We start from the raw sequence: 22,784 nt of genomic DNA, 5'->3' as shown, positions 1-22,784 counted from the left end.
GGGAGGACGCGTGAACCAGCAGAAGTCCGCCGTCGTCGAGAACTCGCCTCAGCAACCATCGCCGCCGGGCTCGCCCGGAGTGCTATATCGGTGGGGCGTTCTGATGGCCCGGCGCAGACGTGCGGTCCTGGCGGTCTGGGGACTGCTGCTGGTGGTGTGCGCGGTGGCCTACCCGCTGCTCGAGAACCGGCTCGGTGCGATGGATTTCGGTGTCGAGGGCTCGGAGTCCACCGAGGTGGATCGCCTGGTTGCCCGGCACTTCCCGCAGTTCGGTACGGAACAGGCGGTCATCGTGCTGCAGTCTGGCGCGGTCACCGCCACCGACGCCGAGTTCCGTGCAGCGGTGGCTCGCACGATCACCGCCGCCACCGCGGTCGAGGGCGTGGTCGACGTCGTCGGCCCCTACGACGGGCTGCCCGGATCCCAGATCTCGGCCGACGGTCACGTCGCGATCGCGCTCGCCGGCATGGACGGCGACATGGCCGAACGCGCGAAAGTCGCGCGCGACCTGCAAGACGCCATCGCCACCACCGGCGACGATTCCATCGACGTAGGGGTCACCGGGTACTCGGCGGTACAGAACGCGGCCACCGAACTGCAGAACGCCGACCTGGCCCGCGCCGAGGCAATCGGCATCCCGGTCGCGCTGGTCCTGCTCGTCCTCGCCCTCGGCGCCCTGGCCGCAGCGGCGGTCCCGATCGCAGTGGCCATCGCCGGGATGCTGACCGCGGTCGGAGTGTTGTTCACCCTCACTGCTGTGACCGCGTTCGATTCGCTGACCGTGGCCATGGCCACCATGGTGGGCCTCGGCGTCGGTATCGACTACGCGATGTTCATCGTCAGCCGCTTCCGCGAAGAACTCACCCACCACACCGGGCCAGACCATGCCGCGATCAGCGGCGCCGTCGGTCGCTCCCTCGCCACAGCAGGCAAAACGATTCTGGTCTCGGGCTTGGTGGTGATGATCTCGCTGTGCGCGTTGATCATCATCCAGGCACCGATCTTCCGTGGCATCGCCATCGGCGTCGCCACCGCCGTCACCAGTATGCTCACCGTCGCCGTCACCCTGCTACCCGCCCTGCTCGCCGCCTTGGGCCCGGCTGTCAACCGCGGTAGTCTCCCGGCCCGCTGGCGCCCTGCCGACAGCGCCACCGACGCTCCCGGCGTTCTCGGTGGCCGCTGGGCGCGCTGGGCGTATCTCGTCATGCGCCGACCCGTCCTCTTCGGCACCGCGGCCGCAGCGGTGCTGGTCCTCGCCGCGCTGCCGGTATTCGGGATCCGCTACGGCCTCGACATGGGCACCACCGCCCTCGACGACACCCCGACCGGACGCGCCAGCACCGCATTGAACACCAACTTCCCGCCCGGAGCACTCTCCCCGGTCGAGATCATCGCCACCGGCCCCAGCGACACCCCACTCACCGCAGACGCCGAAGCACGGGTCAACCGATTCCTGACCGAGATCGACGGCGACGCCCGCATCGACACCGTCCTGCCCGCCCAGCTCAATGACGGTCGAATGCTCGCGATGGCGATCCCCTCGGTCACCTTCGACTCGATGGCCGCCACCGACCTCGTCCGCGACCTGCGCAACACAGCCGCCGGCGCAGCCGGAGCCGAGATCCGCATCGGCGGCAGCACCGCCGAATTCGTCGATCTCTCCGACGAAATGACCACCAAACTTCCGCTGGTCGTAGCCCTGGTGCTGACCGCCTCGCTGGTCTTCCTCATCGCCGCTTTCCGCAGTATCGCCTTACCCCTCAAGGCCATCGCGATGAACCTGCTCGCCACCGGCGCCGCCCTCGGTATCACCGTCGCGGTGTTCCAGTGGGGTCTGGGCGAGAACGTCCTCGACTTCACCAGCCCCGGATTCGTGCAGGTCTACCTACCCACCGTGGTGTTCGCGCTACTGTTCGGGCTCTCGATGGACTACGAGGTGTTCCTGATTCGTCGCATCCGCGAATACTGGGACGCCAGCGGCGACAACCAGCGCGCCGTCGCGGCCGGGCTCACCCACACCGCACGCCCCATCACCGCGGCCGCCGCGATCATGATCGCCATCTTCGCAAGCTTCCTCACCGCCGACATCCTCGAACTCAAACAACTCGGACTCGCCCTTGCCGTCGCCGTCGCCATCGACGCCGTCCTCATCCGCCTCGTCCTCGTCCCCGCCCTCATGCGCCTGCTCGGCGGCTGGAACTGGTGGCTGCCCGCCCTCAGGTTTCGCCCACCCAACACTCGCGCACCACGGGCCGCCGCTGAGTAGCGCGGCGATCAGACCAGGTTGATTCGTCGCGGACACGGGACCGGCCGCCGGGGCCACACCGCCCTCGGGGGCAACCGTCACGGCCGGTCTGACCTTCGAGTCGAGTCGAAGGTTCAGGGTCGCGGGGTGGTGATGATGCGTATTACCCAGCTGGCGCGGCGGAGCGGTGTCCCTGCCACCAGCTGCGGCTCTACGTCGGATCTGGCCGAGTTCGTGGAGGCCGGACCGTTCCTGGAAGCGTTCCTCGTGTTGATCGTCATCCCACTGACGCTGGCGTGGCTCACCCCAGGTGTACCGCGCGCCGGGACCGGGCAGCGGGTCTCGGCGCGCGGTGAGCACCGGCGATGGCGCCGTTGATGGCTACGGTGCTGATCACCGTGGTGGCCTCGCAGGCGCCAAACTCGGTGACGGCCTGAGCCAGGTCGCGGCGGTGGTGCGGGCCGGAGTGCCCGCGTCGCCGGAAGGTGTGGCTGCGCAGCCCTCATCGCAGCCGCGGGCGCGAGTCATTGGCGGGACCAGATCAGTCCGAGGAGCCCGAGTCCGATGGGCGAATCCGAGCGGTTGGAGCCATGACAGGCTCACCAGCAGCGTGCCGCTGCTCAGTGCTACGGCCGCGATCAGCAGCGGGGCACCACCGCGCAACAGCCCAGGCAGCAGTGCCGCGGTCCCGATGCAAGCCCGCCAGCGGCGTGTCTAGGTCGCAGCAGCCACAACGGCCTCCCCCGCAGCTCGCCGAGCCACCGCTGCCTGGCGCTGGGTTCGGTGTCGATGGGACAGGGCAGCAGGGGGATTCGCTGCGCTCGAGCAGGTCTTCGCGTCCGGCCGCCAGCGCGGCGGCCAGGGTGTCGCCGGACCGCGGTGAGTTCGGCGAGCTCGGCATCGACCTCGGCGAGCTTGACACCCAGTCCCAGCCGCGGTGAACCCGCCGACGGTGAGCGGCTGCCGAGACGTGAGGGCTGTCGAGGGCGTTCATGTCCGGTCACCGTCCGGTACCTGGTCGATGCGGGTGCAGCACGTCAGGGCGGCGGCGTTGTCGGCCGCGAGCAACCGGGCGAGCAGCACCAGTTCGGCCACGCGCGGGTCTCCGACCGTGTACCGCAGCTTCTTGCCGTCGCGGCGCGCGACGATGTATCCGCAATCGGCCAGACACGACAGGTGCACCGACACCCGCGGCTGGGAGATGCCGGCGTGCGCGACGCAGTCGGCCGAGGTGCGTTCGCCGGCGAGGATGTATTCCAGCAGCTTCAACCGGGTCGGATCCGACAGGGCGCGAAAGAACTTCGCCGTCGTATCCAGATGTGTGCACGCCAGCTCGTCGCCGGGCACGGCGGTCGTGGACCGGGACATGGGGCACCTCCACACCACTTGAACTATTCGCTTAAGCGCATAGTATGAGCCCTGTAGGTATTCGTCAATGCGAATAGCAGCCGTTGGCTGGCGACGCGGTTGCTCAACCCCTCAGGAGGCAGGCGTGGCCACGACACAATCCCGTCCGGATCTGGCGATCGTCGGGTCCGGTTCGGCGGCGTTCGCCGCCGCTATCGCCGCGGTCGGCCACGGCAGGTCCGTGGTGATGATCGAGCGCGACACCGTCGGTGGCACCTGCGTGAACGTCGGGTGTGTGCCGTCGAAGACGTTGCTGGCCGCCGCGGAGGCCCGCCACGCCGCAGCCGCCGCCGACCGGTTTCCCGGCCTGGGTGCCGCTGCGGTGCCGCTGGATTTTCCGGGCCTGATCGCCGGTAAGGACGCGCTGGTCGCGCAGCTGCGGGCAAACAAGTACATCGAGCTGGCGGGCGAGTACGGGTGGGAGATCGTCTCCGGCACGGCAGTGTTCGACGGCACGAGTGCGGCGCCGGGGTTGCGGGTCGGAGCGAACGACGGCGGGACCCGGGTGATCGAGGCTGGCCATTACCTGATCGCGACCGGTGCGACGCCGTGGATCCCGCCGATCGACGGTCTGGTCGAGGCCGGGTATCTGACCTCGACCACCGCCATGGACCTGAAGCGGCTCCCGGAGTCGCTGATCGTGATCGGCGGCAACACTGTCGGGCTCGAACAAGCCCAGTTGTTCGCCCGCCTCGGCGCCCGGGTGACGGTGATCGAGGCCCTGGGGCGGCTGGCGCCGGGCGAGGAACCGGAAATCTCGGCCGCGATCGAGGCTGTCTTCGCCGATGAGCATATCGCCGTGTTGACCGCGGCCACCGTCGAGAAGGTCCTGGCCGGTGGCGGCCACAAGCTGGTGAGCGTGCGCACTCGGGCCGGGGTCAGCGAGCTGCGGGCCGAACACGTGTTGGTCGCGACCGGTCGCCGCCCGAACACCGCGGGGCTGGGCCTGGAGGCGGTCGGGGTCGGTGTCGACGGGCGCGGCGCGGTGATCGTCGATGACCGTCAGCGCACCGGCAATGCCCGGATCTGGGCGGCCGGGGACGTGGCCGGGGGCCCGCAGTTCGTGTATGTGGCCGCCGCGCAGGGAACGCTGGTGGCCGACAACGCGTTCGCCGACGCGGATCGGGTCCTGGACTACGCCACAGTGCCGCGGCTGACGTTCACCAGCCCCGCCATCGCCGCCGTGGGGCTCACCGAGGCCGAGGCGGTGACGGCCGGATACCGGTGCCGGTGCCGGACGCTGGCGTTGTCGAGTGTGGCGCGGGCGCTGGTCAATCGCGATACCCGTGGCCTGGCCAAGATCGTCGCCGACGCCGATACCGGCCGGATCTTGGGCGTGCACGCGCTGGCCGAGGGTGCCGGAGACCTGATCACCGCCGCCGGATACGCGATGACCGCGGGTATGACCGTCGACCGGCTCGCCCACAGCTGGGCGCCGTATCTGACCATGGCCGAAGCGTTGAAACTGACCGCCCAGACCTTCACCACCGACGTGACGAAACTGTCCTGCTGCGCAGGCTGACGATCTCCTCCAGGAAAGGCCGAGATGAACGGGCACATGACGATCGGCGTGTTGTCGGCGCGGACCGGGGTGAGGGTGAAGGCGTTGCGTGAATACACCGACCTCGGGCTCATCCACACCCTGGGGCGCAGCGCGGCCGGCTACCGCCTGTACACCGATGACGCACTGTGGTGTGTGCGGTTCATCGGCGAGCTGCGCGGGCTTGGGCTCACCATCGCCGAGATCTGCCAGCTCACCGATGACGCCGTCGATAGTGGAGACGGAGCGGTCGGCGCGCGTCTGGCCGAGCTACTGGAGCGGTCGCGACAGCGGCTGCACCGCCGGATCAGCGACGCCCAGCAGATCCTCGACCGCATCGACGACTTCACCAGCATCCACCGTGCGCGGTGGGCCGCCGACGATGTGTGCTGGACCGAGGTCCGTGCCGATGCCCGACGCGGGCTTGACTCTGCCCCCGGGGGCAGACCCTACCGTCATCGACATCGCACCCGACGCATTCTCGGAAAGGCTGACTCTCATGAGCACCGACTCCATTCCCGCCGACGTTTTCGCCACGATCGCACCAGCCGACCGTGACCGGGCGCTGCTGCGGGCCGCGCTGCGGCTGCTGGCCCACGGAGCGCCGGTCACCGTCACGGAGTTGGCGGCCGCAGCCGGTGTCGACGCCGGAGATCTCGAAGAGACACCGATCGGCGCCGACATCGAATACGACGAGCAGGGCCGGGTCCTCGGGTGGGGATTGACCCTGAATCCGACCCCGCACCGATTCACCGTCGCAGGCCATCAGCTCTACACCTGGTGTGCGCCCGACACGCTCGTCTTCCCCGCCGTGATCGGGGCGAGCGCACACGTCGAATCCGAGTGCCCGGTTACCGTCAGCGCCGTGCGATTGACCGTCGATCCAGTCACGGGAGTCACCGACCTGCAACCGGCCGCCGCGATGGTGGCCTTCGTCGACCCCGCCGGGATCCGGGGCGGGCAGGTCCGCGCCACCTGCTGCAATCCGCAGATGTTCCTGGCCACTCCCGACGCCGCCGAGCAGTGGCGATCCGAGCATCCTGGGATGACCGTGCTACCGGTCGCCGACGCCTACACCCAGCTCGCACGCCCACTGGCCGAGGCGCTCATCGACCCGGCCGGCGAGGCGCCGTGCTGCTGACTCAGAACAGGGTGTCGCGCACCCACAAGGGCCGGTACCCGGTCGGGCCGAGCTGGGCGAGTTCGGCGTCGATATCGGTCTTGAACGCGCCGAAGAAGACCTCCGATCACACCAAGAGGTCAAGCCGCGATCTCGAAGGACGCGTCCTGAGCGGGCCCGAACGCCTTGATCGGGTCGTAGTGCTGACCGGTTTGCAAGCAGTAGTGGAGCTGCCCGAGCAAGCGGTCGAAGAGGTGCCGAAGCGCAGCGGCGTGCCGATCGCCGCGGTCGCGTCCTCGGCGTTAATGGTCTTGGGGTGCGCCGGCTTTCGCCATCGCGGCGAACGCCCAAAGGAATCCTGCAGCGTTGAGTCGGTTGTTCTTCACCACGCGGCGGGTAATCGAGATGCTGCGCCCGGAGGCCCGCGTGATCAGCACAGAACCGGCGTAGGTCCTTCAGCGAACGGGCGTCGGTGAACCGCTCGCGGTCGTCGCCGATCTCGCCGAGCACCCGAGCGCCGGAGAGGTCAGCCAGGCCAGGAAAACTGGTGATCACCGCGTAGTCGGGGTACTGCTGGAATGCCTCGGTAGTGGCCTCGGTGAGCTGATCCACGGCGGCGCATTCAGCATCGACGCCACCCAGCAGCGCGAGGGCCTGGCGGCCGAAGGCATCCGCTGATCTACAGATCGAGAGTCAGGGTGGCGGTGCGCGCTCGAGATACGCACGGGTAGATGACTCCGGTGACGAGCGCTACTGACACGAGTGACGAATCCCCAGGTCGCCAACTGACATCCAAATGACGGATCTCAGGCCACGTGTTGCATCTGATGCAATATGCAGGGGCTTACTTGACATAAGATAGGGGCTTCACCGTAGGCGGCTTTGTAGGCGGCCGCGAACCGTGCCACATGAGCAAACCCATTGTCGTAGGCGACGTCTGCAACGGTGGCTGCGCCTCGAGTTCTGTCGGAACGGGTGGAGAGTGTCAGAGCGCCGCGGTCAGATCGTGGGGGTCAAGTGCGAGCGTCGACAGGGTGTAGAGCGAGTCCTTCTTTCGGATGGAAATGGGCATGTATGCGATTGAGTCGTTCGATCCACTCGATGCCGGTGAGTGAGTCTGGTCCGTGGTCGAATGGGCAGGTTCAGTCCTTGGACTGCGGTCGACATGAGTAGTGCGCGACTGTGTGGTGCCTAGGTGGTCTGGTCGTCGACTGTGGCGTCGCCGGCGTTGTGTTTGACCGACTCGATCCCGGTTCGCGCTGAGGCCTTCGACTCATATGCGTGGCTGGCGGCGATGATTTCGCCGTTGGCTGCTTCAGATGGAAACGGTTCTTGCCGGGCCTCGTCGGTGAACAGTTCGAACTTCGCGGCCATCGTTGGGGTTCCTTCCGGTCGGGAGTGCCGCAGTCACTACAAATCGAATATGCGCGACCGTGGGCTCGACTTCTCCCCTCGAGACCTGATCCGGTGCTGATTTGTCCCTGGCCTTGCGGTCCTGCACAACGCTGGATGTGCGGCGTCGGCGATGCCGGTATCTCATTCTTATTCATCGGTACCATCCGTCGTTAGGTGACGAATCCTGACACCAGCGGGCGCGGCGGTCACCACGCCTGCCGTTCACGTCTCTCGCCGAGTGTGCAGACCGAGTATGATCCAGGCGCCAGGTCTCGATGAGTCCGCAAAATCTGTAGACGATTGAGCGCGATGTCGAGATTGTGGATGGCGCGGTGATGGTTGGGCCCGCCAGAGACGTGTAGTGCCAAGCTGGATCTCTCCGCCGTGAGAGCGAGTCTTTCAGCCGCCCGCACTACTAATTTCCGGGGGGACACAGCTCCTCGCCCCTGGATAATTTCGGCCGCCCGCTCGACTTCGGGCCGATGGCGGCGAGTAGGTATTTTGCGCGGTGGGAGGTGTTGCGCGCTTCGCGGACGGCGTCGAAGGGGTACAGCTCATTCAGACGATATGTTGTGACGAGTGCGGTCAACAACTCGACGACCTCTGCTAGGTCTGCGTGGTCACCGGCTGCGTCGCGCGGTCGTCGCGCCCGGGTGTCGAGCCGAGCGCGTATTAACAGCCGGTGCCGATCGAGTTCAAGGGCGAGCAGTAGCCCCTGCAGGCGTGTGGTTGCGCGGCTCTGCTCAAGTGGGACCATTCGGATCAGCCTCAATCCTCAGTTGCCGCAGAATGTCGGTTTGCGTCGCTTGGTTGGTCGACGTGACAAGCCAGCGGCGCGCGTCCGAGAACTGGATCTGTGAGCTTTGCCCGCGAGGGTGGGGAAAGGTCCACGAGATCGAGGGTCATCAATCGCCTGAAACGCCCCGGGTTTGTCGGAGGCTCTCGAATCTGTGAAGGATGGAGAGCATGGCAGCACCACGGAAGTACAGCGTTGAGCTGAAGGAGCGGGCGACGCGGATGGCGGTGGAGGCCCGCAAGGACCCAGCCACGCGACCAGGGGCGCTCAAACGGATCGCCGATCAACTCGGTGTGCACCCGGAGGCGCTTCGCACCTGGGTCAAGCAGGCCGAGATCGATGGCGGGGACCGCCCGGGGACCACGACCAGCGAGGCTGAGCGGATCGCGCAGCTGGAACGGGAGAACCGGGAGTTGCGGCGGGCGAACACCATCTTGAAGCAGGCATCAGCTTTCTTTGCGGCGGAGATCGACCGCCCACAGCGTTGATCGTGGAGTTCGTCGCCGCTTTCCGCGACGAACACGGAGTCGATCCGATCTGCGCGGCCCTGCGCGACACGGCCGCCCAGATCGCTCCGTCCACAGTCCGAGCCCATCTGAGCTCTCGACGAGTCGAGGCGCCACGGGTGGTCCGTGACCGCGAGATCCTCGGTGAGATCCGCACCGTGCATGCCGACAATCTCGGCGTCTACGGTGCCCGCAAAGTCCACGCCGAACTACGCAGAAAGGGTATCGGCGTGGCCCGGTGCACCGTCGAGCGGTTGATGAAAGCTGATGGGCTGCAGGGGATAACGAGATCCAAGACGCGGAAGACCACGCACAGCGAGGGGGCCGAAACTCCGCAGCCGGCCGATCGTGTCGAACGGCAGTTCACCGCCGCGGCGCCCAACGCGCTGTGGGTGGCGGACCTGACCTACATCCGCACACACTCGGGGTGGGTGTATGCCGCGTTCATCCTCGACGTCTTCTCAAGGATGGTCGTGGGCTGGCAGGTCTCGACCACCATGCACACCGACCTCGCGCTCGACGCCTTGGATATGGGGTTGTGGGCGCGGTCGCGTGCCGGCCAGGGCGTGGCCGGGCTGATTCACCACTCCGACCGCGGAGTGCAGTATCGAGCCATCCGCTACACCGAACGTCTCGCCGAAGCAGACGCAGTGACTTCTGTTGGCTCCAAGGGTGATTCGTACGACAATGCGATGGCCGAGGCGTTCAACTCGTTGTTCAAGGCCGAGTGTATCCGTAACCCAGTCATGCGCCCTCGCGGTGGCTGGGGCGGTGTCGGCGAGGTCGAGATCGCCGTCGCCGAGTACATCGACTGGTTCAACCACCGCCGCCTGCACGGCGAGATCGGGCACGTCCCACCCGTCGAGTACGAGACCACCTACTGGTCGACCCACACAGTCACCAGCTACCGTGAGAACCCGGTCCCGGCAGTCGCTGGAACCAAGTAAACGAGCCCCCAGCAAACCCGGGGCGATTCAGATTGCTTCGAGACCCTCGTTCCCGGCGCCCACGCCCGATGGCCACAGAATACGAAGGTGGTTAGTAGAAGTGGGGTGTGATGCGGGTGTGCTGAGGAGATGGTTGGGCATGACTGACGGTGTCGAGGTGCGGCGTGCGGGTCGGTTCGGCCCGCGCGGTCCTGCCCGTACGATCTCCCGTGCGGTGGGTCTTGCTGTGGTGATGTTTGAGGCGGTGGCCGCGTTCTGGCTGGTGATGCTGCTCCGAACGTCGGATCTCGTGCCATCCGACCCCCGCTCAGGAGTCGGGCGCGGTGATCCGGTTGAGCTGCGGGTGCTGACCGCTGTGGATGTGCACGACTGGGTGTCGGCGCTGAGTGCTGCGGCCTTCGCTGCGGGTGTGGCCGGTGCGCTGGTGGCGCGTCTACTCCCAGCAGTCAAGGGGCGCGCGACCGGTTGAGTAGTCGGGCCTGGGCCTCGCCGGAGTTTCCCTTGTCGGAGGGTTTCTATGGCTTAGGCTTTGGTGCCGCCGCCGCGGGTGTGGCGAGGTTTAAGGGTGAGGTATTCGCTGAGCACTTCACGCTCGGCGGGTGTCACGGTCTGGGCGAAGTGCATCAGTACTGCCGCGGAGTCCCCGCTGGCGTCGAGGACCTGACGCAAGGTGCGTGAGGTGGCCTCTTCACGGGTCTGCATGGGGAAGTACCGGTAGGCGCGGCTGACTTTTTCTCGACCGACGAACCCTTTTTTGTGCAGGTTGGTGACGACGGTGAGCACTGTGGTGTAGGCCGGTTCGCGGTCGTGGAGTTCCTCGACTAGGTCGTGCACCGACATCGCCGCACCGGCTGACCACAGCACGTCCATCACTGCGCGTTCCAGTGAACCCAGCCCAGTCATTTTCACCCACCATCTCTAGATGCGGGTCAATCTTACGACGGACTACCTCAGTTAGTAGCTTGGTCCCGTTGGAGCGCATCGGCAGCGCCGCGACGCGTGCGGTGTTTGAAGGCCACGGAGAATTCGGTTCCAGGGGTGCTGCGGTGGATGTGACGTCGGGTGGTGGTCGGCAACGTGATGGTGAAGGTGGCTCCGTGTCCGGCTCCCAGGCTTTCGGCGAGCAAGGTGCCCCCATGGTCTTCGACGATAGAGCGGGCGATGGTGAGGCCGATTCCGCTGCCGCCGGCGTCTCTGGTGCGTGAGGAGTCGGTGCGGTAGAAGCGGTCGAAGATGTGTGGAAGGTGTTGAGGGGGAATGCCGTCACCGCAGTCGACGACGCTGATGCGCACCGCGTGTGCCGGGGCGGTGTCGGCTTTCACTACGACTCGCTGGCCCGGGGAGCTGTGTCGCAGCGCGTTGGTGAGCAGATTGAGCAGTACTTGGCTCATTCGTTCGGCGTCGACATGGATGTGTACGCGCGCGGCGGTGGTGACGATGCCCAGCGTGACTTCGGCGTCGGTGAACAGGTCGGCGGCTTCTTCGTAGGTCGCGATGAGCAGTTCGTTGACAGTGATCGTCGCCGGGTGGAGGGGCATCTGATGCTCGTCGGTGCTGGATACGGTCGCGATGTCCTCGGCGAGACGCTGCAGGCGGGTGGTGGCGGTGCGCACGACGTCAAAGGTCTGTGAGTCGGGAGCCCGGATTCCGTCTTCGATGGCGTCGGTGATCGCGCCGATGGTGGTCAGTGGGGTGCGCAGTTCGTGGGCAAGGTCTGACAGCATCCGCTTACGGATGTCGTCTTGTGAATCCAGCCGTTGTGCAAGTTGGTTGATAGCTCGGCTGAGCTGGGTGAACTCGGTGCCGAGCTGGCGATCGGGTACGCGCGTGCGGTAGTTGCCGGCGCCAATAGCCACGGCTGAGCGGGCGACACTGGCGACTGACTGTTGTACGCGGCGAGCCAGGAACCAGCTGACGGCCGTGGCCAGGATCGTCGAGGTGATCAATGCGGCAGACATTGAGACGACGATCGAGGAAGTGAACGCGGCTTCGACATGGTCGGCCTGAACTGACCCTGGCTCGAGGCGAGCTTGGCCGAGGTGGTCGTGGAAGGTGTGTGGAGCCACGAATAGTGCCACGATCGCGACGCTGATGCCGCCGCCGGCGATGACGATAGCTTGAGCGAGCATGAGCCGGGAGCCGAAGCTGCCGGGGATACGTAACCGTCGACGTTCATCGTTCATCGCTGGCTCCTCGAGGTTGGCCGTCACCCATCCGGTAGCCCACTCCGCGAACGGTGCGGATGAATCGGCCGGCTACGGCGCTGTCACCGAGTTTGCGGCGCAGACTGGCGACATGGACTTCGACGACGTGGGCATCGCCGACCCAGTCGGGTCCCCAGATTTCGGTGAGCAGTTGCTCTCGACTGAACACAACACCGGGCCGCCGCGTGAGCGCTTCGAGAACGTCGAACTCAGTCCGAGTCAGCTCCACGGGTGTGCTCTGCACCTGGACTTCACGACCCTGAGGGTCGAGGGTGAGCTCCCCTATCGTCCGCGGGTGCGACTCGCCGGTTGGGGTCGGCCGTGGTCGGCGCAGCATGGCGTCGATGCGCGCCATCAGCTCACGAGGGCGAAATGGTTTCGTGAGGTAGTCATCGGCCCCCACCGACAGGCCAACGACTGTGTCGACTTCGTCCGCGCGGGCCGTGACCATCACGATGTAGGCGTTGGTGAAGGTGCGTAACTGTCGACAGACCTCGACGCCATCGAGTGACGGCAAGCCCAGGTCGAGGATGACTACTGCCGGACTCGCCGTGCGTGCGGCGGCGACTCCCTCCTGGCCGTCGGGCGCAACGGTGACCGTGAATCCGCTGCGCTGCAGGTAGTCAGCAACGACTTCGGCAATGTCGGGCTCATCTTCGATCACCAGGGCGTGCAGACCGTGCGGTGGTCGGACCACCGGCATATGGAGGTCGTCGACGACGTTGCGATCTTGGGGCACGCTCCTATGGTGGCGGTGGTCTACACGATCATCCAACCTCGTGGGCGTTCTTGAGCAGATCTTGATCCACGCTGCCGATCAGCCTTGAGGTTCGGTGGGCAAGGTGGCGGTGTCGCCGGGTGGAACGTTACGACACAGTTCCCTCTCACACTGATGATCTGATTTCTGCCCGGCGGCGTCCTGTTCAACAACGCAGAGGATGCCCGTGTGACTGTCTCTTACAGCCTCACCACCAGTGATCCATTCGCCACTACCTTCCCCGCCGAAGCCGCGTCGCCCCGTGCTGGGCTGAGTCGTCAGCTGGTGGGCGGCACCCCGGTGTTGCGCATCGAGGAACCCTTCGCCGAGCACGGGCGCGGCTTCTGGGCCAAGCTGGAAGGCTTCAACCCCGGGGGTATGAAAGACCGGCCTGCGCTGCACATGGTGGAACGCGCCCGCGCCCGTGAAGAGCTGGCCCCGGGGGCGCGGATCATCGAATCAACTAGTGGGACACTGGGATTAGGCCTGGCATTAGCGGGCATCGTGTTCGGGCATCCGGTGACCTTGGTGACCGATCCGGGACTGGAACCGATCTTGCGGCAGATGCTCGCCGCCTACGGCGCCCAGGTCGATGTCGTCAGCGATCCCCATCCGGGCGGGGGTTGGCAACAAGCCCGCCGCGACCGCGTGCGCACCTTGCTCGAGCGTGACGAGGCTGGGTGGTGTCCCGACCAGTATTCCAACCCCGACAACGTGACCGGTTACAGCTCGTTGGGTGTGGAGTTGATCGCGCAGCTGCGACATATCGATGTGCTGGTGTGCTCGGTGGGCACCGGTGGGCACTCAGCCGGTGTGGCTCATACTCTGCGGCAGTTCAACCCTGAGCTGGAGGTTGTGGGCGTAGACACCATTGGCTCGACGATTTTCGGCCAGCCGGCACAGTCACGGATTATGCGGGGACTCGGCTCGAGTATCTACCCCCGTAACGTTGCCTATGACCAGTTCAGTGAGGTGCACTGGGTGGCGCCGGCCGAGGCAGTCTGGGCATGTCGCACCCTGGCCGCCACGCATTACGCCACCGGCGGCTGGAGCGTGGGCGCGGTGGCCCTGGTCTCGGGCTGGCTGGCGCGTACTCGTTCGGCCGATACGCGCATCGCGGCGGTGTTCCCCGATGGCCCCGCTCGCTACTACGGAACCATTTACAACGATGAGTACTGCCGCGCTCACGACCTGATCGGCGCCCCGGCGCCGCCCACTGAACCCCGCACCATCAGCGATCCGCTCACTCAGGTCGCGAGCAGCTGGACGCGGTGCCCTACCATCATCGACCCCACTTGCGTGCCGCACGCCGAGCCCACGAGCTGATCTATGCGACGCATCTACCGCAGTTTCCGCAGCTTCGATCGCCCCAGCCAAGTGCTGATGGTCAATCAGTTCACCATCAATCTCGGCTTCTACATGCTCATGCCCTACCTCGCCGCCTACCTCGCCGGCCCGCTGGCCCTGGCCGCATGGGCAGTGGGCCTGGTCCTGGGGATACGCAACTTCTCCCAACAGGGCATGTTCCTGATCGGGGGAACACTCGCTGACCGCTGGGGTTACAAACCGCTCATCATCGCCGGATGCCTGATGAGGGTCATCGGATTCGTCCTACTGGCCCTGGTCAGTTCGCTGCCGGCGATCCTGATCGCCTCGGCGGCAACGGGATTCGCCGGGGCGCTGTTCAACCCCGCCGTACGGGCCTACCTGGCCGCCGACGCCGGTGAGCGGCGCATCGAAGCATTCGCCGTGTTCAACGTCTTCTACCAGGCCGGGATCCTGCTCGGGCCGCTGGTCGGACTAGCCCTGACCGCCCTGGACTTCCGGCTCACCTCTCTCTGTGCGGCAGCAGTTTTCGCGGTCCTGACCCTCGTGCAGATCAAAGCGCTACCCGCAACAGCACCGGCCCCGAGCAGCACCTCAATCATTCAGGACTGGCGCAGCGTCGTCCGTAACCGGCGATTCCTGCTCTTCGCTGCGGCGATGGCCAGCTCTTACGTGCTGTCCTTCCAGGTCTACCTCGCCCTGCCCCTACATGCCGACCGCATAGCAGACAACCCCACCCTCGCCACCAGTGTTGTCACCGCAATGTTCGTGGTGACCGGTCTGGTGGCCATCGCCGGCCAGCTACGCATCACCACATGGTTCGGCAACCGCTGGGGCAGCACCGGCAGCCTGAGCGTGGGAATGACGCTGATGGCTGCAGCTTTCCTGCCCCTAGTCGCCAGCACCGCAACGCATCAGCGCAACATCGCCCTCAACATCGCCGCCCTGCTACTCACCGCAGCTCTGCTCGCCGCCGCCACCGCAGCAGTGTTCCCATTCGAAATGGACACGGTGGTGGGACTGGCCCGCGGCACGCTTGTCGCCACCCACTACGGGCTCTACAACACCATCGTCGGGATCGGGATTCTGCTCGGCAACGCCGCGACCGGGTGGCTGTTCAGCGCGGCCACCACCCGCGACATGCCCGAACTGGTGTGGATCGCTCTAGTCCTCACCGGCATGGCGGCGGCGTCTGCCCTGTTGCTGTTGCACCGCCGCGGATGGCTCAGTGTCGCCGCCCCCACCGAAGCTCAGCCCACCACAACCCATTGATTACCCTAGGGGGGTAAGGTATAACGGTGGTGTGGCGAGACGCCACAGCGACAGACCCCCTGAGGGTCGTTGGCACCACTGCTGTACCGAAAGGGCACATCTCATGAGCACATCGACAGTGATCGTCTCCGGAATGACGTGTGGGCACTGCGCGGCGTCGGTGCGTGAAGAAGTCGGCGCACTGGCCGGCGTAACTGACGTCGACGTCGACGTGGCCAGCGGGCGAGTCACCATCTCTAGCTCGGCCCCGATCGAGGCCGACGCGATCCGCGGCGCGATCGAAGAGGCCGGCTACCACCTGGCGCAGTAGCCGACGAGGGGCTGAAGTGTCTGCCCCACTGGCGACTTCAGCCTCTCCCGGGCGGCGTGGGTGTCGCCACCACCGATGACAGGAATCCAACGATGAATGTTCCAACCAAGCTCGGCGTCTTCGCTGCGGCTCTGCTGATAGTTTTCGCCGCGGCCTATGCCATCGCCGCGGGTGTCGCACCCGATCGGCCACGACCGTCGTCGGCCGAGTCCACCCATGTCGGCCACACTGCCCAACCGTCATCATCTGCGTCCCCCGGTGCCGATCAGGTTCGCGGGGTTTCGCTGGCAGCAGGCGGCTTCATCCTGGGAAATGTGGTGGCACCCCATGCGCCCGGGATGCAAGCACCGCTGAGCTTTGAGATCCTCGACGCCGCCGGGGCCGCGGTCACCGACTTCGCCTCCGAGCACGACAAGCAGCTGCACCTGATCGTCGTCCGCGCGGATGGCGCCTACTTTCGACACGTGCACCCCACTCTCTCGCCCGAAGGGCGCTGGTCGCTGCCCTGGCAGTGGGCGACGGGAGGCAGCTACCGGATCTATGCCGACTTCGTGCCCGCCGCCACCGGTCAACCCCTCACCCTGACCAGCACCGTCGAAGTCAGCGGTGACTACCGGCCGGCCCCAGCCGCCGCCGAATCACGACAGTCATCCGTCGACGGGTTCGACATCGAGCTGGCCGGGCACCTGCGCGCGGGAGCCGAGTCCGAATTGACCGTCACCGTGCGGCGAGCAGGACAACCGGTCACTACCTTGCAGCCGTATCTGGGCGCTTTCGGTCACTTGGTGGCTCTGCGTCAGGGCGACCTGGCCTACCTGCATGTTCACCCTGAGGGCGCGGCACCGACCGCCGGTCAACTCGCGGGACCACAGGTCCGCTTCGCCACCACCGCCCCCACCCCGGGCCGCTATCTGCTCTACCTCGACTTCCAGGTCGACGGCGCTGTGCACACCGCCACCTTCGTTCTCGACGCCCCCACCGGCGCCCCGGCCCCGACAACCAACTCCACGGCCCCCTCGGCCGATCCGCACGCCGGACACTAACTCGCTAACCAGCGCCACCCCGGGGCCACTGCACCGAGGCACTGCGCCGAGGCGCTCACCCTTCGAGGAACTTCCCCATGACCACCTCAGCTCCGATCCACCCACCTGCGGCCACCGCCGAGCAGACAGGCACCGTCGATGTCGAACTCGCCGTGTCGGGCATGACGTGTGCCTCGTGCGCGGCACGCATCGAACGCACACTGAACAAACTCGACGGAGTGAGCGCCTCGGTGAACTACGCCACCGAAAAAGCTCACGTCAGCGCACGCGCCGGTGTCGACCCCCACCTGCTGATCGAGACCATCGAACAGGCCGGGTACCGCGCTGCGCTGCCCGCCATTCCCACAGGCGCCGACCCCGACGACGACCCTTCGGACGACGACGGGGAGCTCGTGGCCTTGCGTCACCGACTGATCGGTGCGGTGGTTCTCTCGGTACCGGTGATCGCGCTGGCAATGGTCCCGACGTTGCAGTTCACCTACTGGCAGTGGGCGTCGTTGACGTTGGCCGCGCCGGTGATCGTGTGGGCGGCCTGGCCGTTTCATCGCGCCGCGTTGCTCAACCTGCGCCACGGCGCGGCCACCATGGACACCCTGATCTCGGTCGGCACCACCGCGGCGCTGTTGTGGTCGTTGTATGCGTTGTTCTTCGGCACCGCCGGACAACCAGGCATGACCCACGGATTCACCCTGACGGTCGGCGCCTCTGACGGTGCAGGCAACATCTACCTCGAGGTCGCCGCGGGGGTCACGATGTTCGTCCTGGCCGGCCGATACTTCGAGAAGCGGTCCAAACGGCAAGCCGGTGCGGCGTTGCGGGCCTTGTTGGAGCTGGGCGCCAAAGACGTCACGGTGGTCAGGGACGGCCACCAGCATCGGATACCGATCGGCGAGCTCGCCGTCGACGACGAGTTCAATGTGCGGCCCGGCGAGAAGATCGCCAGCGACGGTGTGGTGGTGTCCGGCACCTCGGCAGTTGACGCCAGCATGGTCACCGGCGAGTCGATGCCAGTCCAGGTTGCCCCCGCCGACACCGTGACCGGCGGGACAGTCAACGCCGGCGGACACCTACGGGTGCGGGCGACCCGCGTGGGGGCAGACACCCAACTCGCGCAAATGGCCGCGATGGTCGAACGCGCCCAGACCGGCAAAGCCCACGCCCAGCGACTGGCCGACCGGATCTCAAGCGTCTTCGTGCCGGTGGTCATCACCGTCGCCATCGCAGTCCTCGGCGCGTGGATCGGCGCCGGCTATCCCCTGCAAGCGGCGTTCACCGCCGCGGTCGCTGTGCTGATCATCGCCTGCCCCTGCGCTCTGGGACTGGCCACCCCGACCGCACTTCTGGTCGGTACCGGCCGCGGAGCCCAACTCGGCATCGTGATCAAAGGCCCCGAAGTCCTCGAATCCACCCGAACCATCGACACCGTTGTCCTCGACAAAACCGGCACGGTCACCACGGGACAGATGACACTCGTCCAGGTCACCACCTCCCCCACCACCACTCGCGCCGACGTGCTCGCCCTCGCTGGAGCGGTGGAAAACGCCTCCGAGCACCCCGTCGCGGCCGCCATCGCTGCTGGTGCAGCCGCCGAAGTCGGACAGCTCGACGAGGTCGACGACTTCCGCAACTTCGAAGGTCGAGGCGTGCGCGGCACGGTCCAGGGACGAGTTGTCACCGTCGGGCGTCCGACGCTGCTGGCCGAACACGACATCGCCGTGGATGACCCCCACCTCAACGAGGCACAGGCCGCCGCTGAGGAAGCCGGACAGACCGCCGTACTCGTCGCCTGGGACGGCCGCGCCCATGCGGTCCTGGCGGTCGCCGATGCGATCAAACCCACCAGCGCACACGCCATCGCCCGGCTCACCGCACTGGGTATGACGCCCATCCTGCTGACCGGCGACAACCAGACCGTCGCCGACACCGTCGCCGCTGAGGTCGGTATCGACACCGTCATCGCTAACGTCTTGCCGGCCGACAAAGCCGCCGTCATCACCGACCTGCAATCCGACGGCAAGGTTGTGGCCATGATCGGCGACGGCGTCAACGACGCCGCTGCCCTGGCCCACGCCGATCTCGGGCTGGCGATGGGCACCGGCACCGACGCCGCCATGCATGCCGCTGACATCACCCTGGTCCGCGGCGACCTCAACGCTGCCGCCGACGCGATCGCCTTGGCACGCAGCACTCTGAAAACGATCAAAATGAACCTGTTCTGGGCATTCGCCTACAACGTCGCCGCGATACCGCTGGCCGCGCTGGGACTGCTCAACCCCATGCTGGCTGGGGCCGCCATGGCGTTGTCCAGCGTGTTCGTCGTCAGCAACAGCCTGCGGCTGCGCGCCTTCACCAGCCCGCCCCACTCATCGTCCACAGTTCCACCCACCAACCCCTCGACATATACCCCCCAGGGGTATAAGGTAGCGGCATGAACGAGCACTCTTCCCCTGAGCACGTCGGTCACGACGCCGCCGATGAACGCCACCACGGCCAACTCGCCGCAGCGTCACACAACCACCACGATCACCATGCTGAGCGCGCCCGCGCAGACCATGATCACGCTGGGCATGGGGGGCATGGTGATCACGTCGGGCAGTTCCGGCGGCTGTTCTGGATCATGCTGGCCCTGGCTGTGCCGGTCGTGGCCTTTTCGCCCATGTTCGCGATGCTCATCGGCTATGACCTACCCGATGGTGAAGTGTTGAAGTGGGTCTCACCGGTGCTGGGTACGGTGATGTACTGCTGGGGTGGGCGGCCGTTCCTGGTAGGCGCCTATTCAGAACTGCGGTCGCGTGCACCGGGAATGATGCTGTTGATCGCCTTGGCGATCACGGTGGCCTTCGTGGCGTCCTGGGGTGCGAGCATCGGTGTGTTGCACCACGAACTGGACTTCTGGTGGGAACTGGCGCTGCTCATCGTGATCATGCTGTTGGGGCATTGGATCGAGATGCGGTCGCTGGCCCAGACGACCTCGGCCCTGGACTCGCTGGCCGCGCTGCTGCCCGATGAGGCCGAACGCGTCGATGGCGACCAGATCACCACGGTTGCTCCCAGTGAGCTGCAGGTCGGAGATGTGGTGATCGTGCGCCCGGGGGCCAGCGTGCCGGCCGACGGTCGCGTCGTAGACGGCTCGGCCGAGCTCGATGAATCCATGGTCACCGGAGAATCGCGCACGGTGCGCCGCGGCATCGGCGATCAGGTGGTGGCCGGCACGGTGGCCACCGACTCGGGGCTGCGGGTCCAGATCACCGCCACCGGCGACGACACGGCGCTGGCCGGGATTCAGCGCCTGGTGGCAGACGCGCAGAACTCCACCTCCCGCGCCCAGCGGCTGGCCGATTCCGCCGCAGCGCTGCTGTTCTGGTTCGCGCTCGGCTCAGCGATCATCACCGCCATCGTGTGGACGGTCATCGGCCAACCCGACCAGGCGGTGATTCGAACCATCACCGTGCTGGTCATCGCCTGCCCGCACGCACTCGGCTTGGCTATCCCCCTGGTGGTGGCCATTGCCACCGAACGCGCCGCCCGCGGCGGCGTGCTGGTTAAAGACCGGTTGGCACTTGAGGCCATGCGCACTGTGGATGCGGTGCTGTTCGACAAGACCGGAACCCTGACCAAGGGTGAGCCCACCGTCATCGAGATCGCGGCCGCCGACGGCGTCGATGAGGACACCGTGCTCACCCTGGCCGCCAGCGCCGAAGCCGACAGTGAGCACCCGTTGGCGCGAGCGATTGTCGCAGCTGCCGGAGACCGCGCGCGGCCGGTGCCGGCGGCCACCGACTTCACCTCGTCACCGGCGGTCGGTGTGACCGCTCGCGTCGAGGGCGCCACAGTGCGGGTGGGCGGGCCCCGCATGCTCGAGGAACAGGGCCATCAGGAACTGGCCATCGCTGATCGCTGGCGCGCCGACGGCGCAATCATCCTGCATGTCACCCGCGACACTGAGCTGATTGGAGCTCTCAAACTTGCTGATGAGGTGCGCGGGGAATCCCGCCAAGCCGTCGAGGTGCTGCACGCCCGCGGGGTCGAGGTTGTGATGATTACCGGCGACGCCGAAGCGGTGGCGCACACCGTCGCTCACGACCTCGGTATCGATCGGGTGTTCGCCGGTGTACGGCCGGAAGACAAAGCCAGCAAGGTGGCCGAACTGCAGCACGAAGGCCGCAAGGTGGCGATGGTGGGCGACGGCGTCAACGACGCCCCCGCCCTGGCCCAGGCCGATGTGGGCATCGCGATCGGGGCCGGCACCGACGTCGCGATCGCCTCGGCCGGGGTCATCCTCGCCAGCGACGACCCCCGCTCGGTGCTGTCGGTCATCGAGCTGTCGGACGCCAGCTACCGAAAAATGAAGCAGAACCTGTGGTGGGCAGCGGGATACAACCTGATCTCTGTACCGCTGGCCGCCGGAATTCTCGCGCCCATCGGGTTCGTCCTGCCGATGTCGGTCGGAGCGATTCTGATGTCAGCCTCGACGGTCGTGGTCGCACTCAACGCGCAACTGTTACGCCGACTCGACCTGCAGCCAGGCGCGAGTACAGTGCGTGGACTGCAGCACAACCGACCGAGATCCATTGAGAAGGTGAGTCCATGACCGCTGCGTCCGCACCGGGACAATCCTCCACCCCGGAAGAATCCTCTGCCTCGGAACACTCTTCCCACGGTTACATCAGCGATAAGGGCAAATACCTGGCCCGCCTCAAGCGCATCGAGGGGCAATCCCGAGGCATCTATCGGATGGTCGACGAGGAGCAGTACTGCATCGACATCCTGACCCAGATTTCGGCGCTGACCAAGGCGCTGGAGGGGGTCGCGCTGGGTTTGCTCGACGACCATCTCACCCACTGTGTGCTCGATGCCGCCCACGCCGGCGGGGACGAGGCGCAGGAGAAGATCGCTGAAGCCTCGGCGGCCATCGCTCGCCTCGTTCGTTCCTGAGCCACCCACCACGCCGGGTTCGTCACAGGCGTGGTTCGCCGACCCACTGCGGCACCACCGGCCCCGGCGCGCGGGCGTCTGCATCAGCGGCCATCGCCAGAACCACCCCGCGATCGGCCAGCCACTGTGCCGGATCGACGTTGACTCCCGTCGGGTCGAGAACCTCGAAATGCAGATGCGGGCCGGTCGAGACCCCACGGTTGCCCACTGTGGCGATCGATTGGCCCATCCGTACTCGCGCGCCCTGCTCGAGCAGATTCTCGTCGTTGTGGCCGTAGGTGGTGATCGTGCCGTCATCGTGCCGGATCCGCATCCACAACCCGAACCCCTCGGCAGGTCCGGAGGTGATGACCTCCCCGTCAGCTACCGCGACAATGGGCGCGCCCAGATCATTGCCGATATCAATGCCCTGATGGCCCCGTCCGTCACCGAAGGTGGACGTGATCTCGCCCGCAGTCGGCGCCACCGCACCGCCACTACCGGGCAGCAGCGGTGTCGGCGTTCCGGGTTCCTGCGGCTGGGGGCCATGCGGCTCGTTCGGATCGTGCGGCACGATTGCGGCGATCAGGGTGGCTACCAGCCGAGCAAGCGGTAACGCGTCGATGATCCGGAACCCGTCTATCGGATCAATGAGCGAAAACGTGCCGAAGCACTGCAGTGCGGCTGCACTGCCCGCATCGCCGACGCTGCCCGACTGGGCCTGAGCGCCCAGGCAGGACGCCGTCTGCGTGATCGGCTTCCCCAAATTCGCCGCCGCGGCACCACCCAAAGCGGCCTTCACCGAGTCCTGCACGATCGCGATCAGCTCCCCGGCCACATGTCCATCGGTTGAGGCCGCCGCCGGTGCGGTGGCAATCACAGGCGCAACGCCCACGCACACCGCCGCCGCCACCCCCAGCGCTTTGGGGCCCCACTGCTGCCCCGCCTTGACCCGTAGCGATGTCAACACCATCTGCATGCGGTCGGACCTTTCCCGCGGAC

19 protein-coding genes, 1 pseudogene and 1 other annotated feature are annotated in these 22,784 nt (G+C 66.5%); of the genes and pseudogenes, 14 read left to right on the top strand and 6 right to left on the bottom strand.

What is annotated here, in order from left to right:
* Window positions 1-103 precede the first annotated feature (103 nt).
* Both LEL84_RS03865 and LEL84_RS03860 read left to right on the top strand, forming a co-directional pair.
* On the top strand, window positions 104-2,266 hold the full coding sequence (locus LEL84_RS03865; protein ID WP_007240197.1) for an MMPL family transporter: 2,163 nt from the start codon (window positions 104-106) through the stop codon (window positions 2,264-2,266).
* Between the two features lie 135 nt (window positions 2,267-2,401).
* The gene (locus tag LEL84_RS03860; protein WP_005179582.1) at window positions 2,402-2,623 is read left to right on the top strand and encodes a hypothetical protein; all 222 of its coding nucleotides are present in this window, start codon (window positions 2,402-2,404) and stop codon (window positions 2,621-2,623) included.
* Window positions 2,624-3,235: 612 nt separating this feature from the next.
* Here LEL84_RS03860 and LEL84_RS03855 read toward each other — a convergent pair.
* Window positions 3,236-3,613 carry an ArsR/SmtB family transcription factor gene (locus LEL84_RS03855; protein ID WP_005179587.1) on the bottom strand — a complete coding sequence of 126 codons (378 nt, stop codon included), beginning with the start codon at window positions 3,611-3,613 and terminating at the stop codon, window positions 3,236-3,238.
* 124 nt (window positions 3,614-3,737) lie between these two features.
* Between LEL84_RS03855 and merA the strand changes: the two genes are divergently transcribed.
* The 3 genes from merA to merB are packed head-to-tail and all read left to right on the top strand — an operon-like array spanning window position 3,738 to window position 6,333.
* Window positions 3,738-5,174 carry a mercury(II) reductase gene (gene merA, locus LEL84_RS03850; RefSeq protein WP_055476916.1) on the top strand — a complete coding sequence of 479 codons (1,437 nt, stop codon included), beginning with the start codon at window positions 3,738-3,740 and terminating at the stop codon, window positions 5,172-5,174.
* A 24-nt stretch (window positions 5,175-5,198) separates the two neighbouring features.
* Window positions 5,199-5,750, top strand: a complete 552-nt coding sequence (locus tag LEL84_RS03845) for a MerR family transcriptional regulator (RefSeq protein WP_005179589.1) — start codon at window positions 5,199-5,201, stop codon at window positions 5,748-5,750.
* On the top strand, window positions 5,692-6,333 hold the full coding sequence (gene merB, locus LEL84_RS03840; protein ID WP_005179592.1) for an organomercurial lyase MerB: 642 nt from the start codon (window positions 5,692-5,694) through the stop codon (window positions 6,331-6,333). Before LEL84_RS03845 ends, merB begins: the two co-directional genes overlap by 59 nt.
* A 1,170-nt stretch (window positions 6,334-7,503) precedes the next feature.
* Here merB and LEL84_RS03830 read toward each other — a convergent pair.
* Window positions 7,504-7,686: a YegP family protein gene (locus tag LEL84_RS03830; protein WP_055476917.1), complete on the bottom strand. Its 183-nt coding sequence runs from the start codon at window positions 7,684-7,686 to the stop codon at window positions 7,504-7,506.
* A 987-nt stretch (window positions 7,687-8,673) separates the two neighbouring features.
* On the opposite strand from LEL84_RS03830, the pseudogene LEL84_RS03825 reads away from it, so the two are divergent.
* Window positions 8,674-9,956, top strand: a pseudogene (locus tag LEL84_RS03825) (IS3 family transposase).
* Window positions 8,952-9,080: a sequence feature (AL1L pseudoknot), on the top strand. (Overlaps the previous pseudogene by 129 nt.)
* A 139-nt stretch (window positions 9,957-10,095) precedes the next feature.
* Complete coding sequence (locus LEL84_RS03820) at window positions 10,096-10,425, top strand: hypothetical protein (protein ID WP_005180014.1); 330 nt, start codon at window positions 10,096-10,098, stop codon at window positions 10,423-10,425.
* Between the two features lie 53 nt (window positions 10,426-10,478).
* Here LEL84_RS03820 and LEL84_RS03815 read toward each other — a convergent pair whose 3' ends face one another.
* Genes LEL84_RS03815 through LEL84_RS03805 form a run of 3 tightly spaced genes read right to left on the bottom strand, consistent with a single transcriptional unit; the run spans window position 10,479 to window position 12,863 of the window.
* Window positions 10,479-10,859: a BlaI/MecI/CopY family transcriptional regulator gene (locus LEL84_RS03815; protein ID WP_005180013.1), complete on the bottom strand. Its 381-nt coding sequence runs from the start codon at window positions 10,857-10,859 to the stop codon at window positions 10,479-10,481.
* Window positions 10,860-10,906: 47 nt separating this feature from the next.
* Window positions 10,907-12,139 (bottom strand): sensor histidine kinase, encoded by a 1,233-nt coding sequence (locus tag LEL84_RS03810; protein WP_055477340.1) that lies wholly within the window; start codon window positions 12,137-12,139, stop codon window positions 10,907-10,909.
* Window positions 12,129-12,863 (bottom strand): response regulator transcription factor, encoded by a 735-nt coding sequence (locus LEL84_RS03805; RefSeq protein ID WP_055477338.1) that lies wholly within the window; start codon window positions 12,861-12,863, stop codon window positions 12,129-12,131. The genes LEL84_RS03810 and LEL84_RS03805 overlap by 11 nt, the downstream gene beginning before the upstream one ends.
* Before the next feature lie 243 nt (window positions 12,864-13,106).
* Here LEL84_RS03805 and LEL84_RS03800 point away from each other — a divergent pair, with 243 nt between their 5' ends.
* From LEL84_RS03800 to LEL84_RS03770, 7 genes are all read left to right on the top strand, one after another.
* Window positions 13,107-14,243 carry a PLP-dependent cysteine synthase family protein gene (locus LEL84_RS03800; RefSeq protein WP_165630007.1) on the top strand — a complete coding sequence of 379 codons (1,137 nt, stop codon included), beginning with the start codon at window positions 13,107-13,109 and terminating at the stop codon, window positions 14,241-14,243.
* A gap of 3 nt (window positions 14,244-14,246) precedes the next feature.
* Window positions 14,247-15,515, top strand: a complete 1,269-nt coding sequence (locus LEL84_RS03795) for an MFS transporter (RefSeq protein WP_055477279.1) — start codon at window positions 14,247-14,249, stop codon at window positions 15,513-15,515.
* A 103-nt stretch (window positions 15,516-15,618) separates the two neighbouring features.
* On the top strand, window positions 15,619-15,825 hold the full coding sequence (locus tag LEL84_RS03790; protein WP_005195294.1) for a heavy-metal-associated domain-containing protein: 207 nt from the start codon (window positions 15,619-15,621) through the stop codon (window positions 15,823-15,825).
* A 92-nt stretch (window positions 15,826-15,917) separates the two neighbouring features.
* The gene (locus tag LEL84_RS03785) at window positions 15,918-16,868 is read left to right on the top strand and encodes a hypothetical protein (RefSeq protein WP_226513388.1); all 951 of its coding nucleotides are present in this window, start codon (window positions 15,918-15,920) and stop codon (window positions 16,866-16,868) included.
* 77 nt (window positions 16,869-16,945) lie between these two features.
* Window positions 16,946-19,300, top strand: coding sequence for a heavy metal translocating P-type ATPase (locus tag LEL84_RS03780; protein WP_226513387.1), 2,355 nt, complete (start codon window positions 16,946-16,948; stop codon window positions 19,298-19,300).
* Entirely contained in the window at window positions 19,297-21,459 is a 2,163-nt protein-coding gene (locus tag LEL84_RS03775; RefSeq protein WP_226513386.1) for a copper-translocating P-type ATPase, read from the top strand. Before LEL84_RS03780 ends, LEL84_RS03775 begins: the two co-directional genes overlap by 4 nt.
* Window positions 21,456-21,803: a metal-sensitive transcriptional regulator gene (locus tag LEL84_RS03770; protein WP_005195356.1), complete on the top strand. Its 348-nt coding sequence runs from the start codon at window positions 21,456-21,458 to the stop codon at window positions 21,801-21,803. Before LEL84_RS03775 ends, LEL84_RS03770 begins: the two co-directional genes overlap by 4 nt.
* A gap of 22 nt (window positions 21,804-21,825) precedes the next feature.
* Here LEL84_RS03770 and LEL84_RS03765 read toward each other — a convergent pair whose 3' ends face one another.
* On the bottom strand, window positions 21,826-22,761 hold the full coding sequence (locus LEL84_RS03765; RefSeq protein ID WP_005179985.1) for a M23 family metallopeptidase: 936 nt from the start codon (window positions 22,759-22,761) through the stop codon (window positions 21,826-21,828).
* Between the last annotated feature and the right edge of the window lie 23 nt (window positions 22,762-22,784).

It is taken from the genome of Gordonia sp. WA4-43 (assembly GCF_020520305.1).
Lineage (GTDB): Bacteria > Actinomycetota > Actinomycetes > Mycobacteriales > Mycobacteriaceae > Gordonia > Gordonia hongkongensis.
Note: the sequence above shows the minus strand (reverse complement) of the source record. Positions and strands in the feature narration are given on the sequence as shown.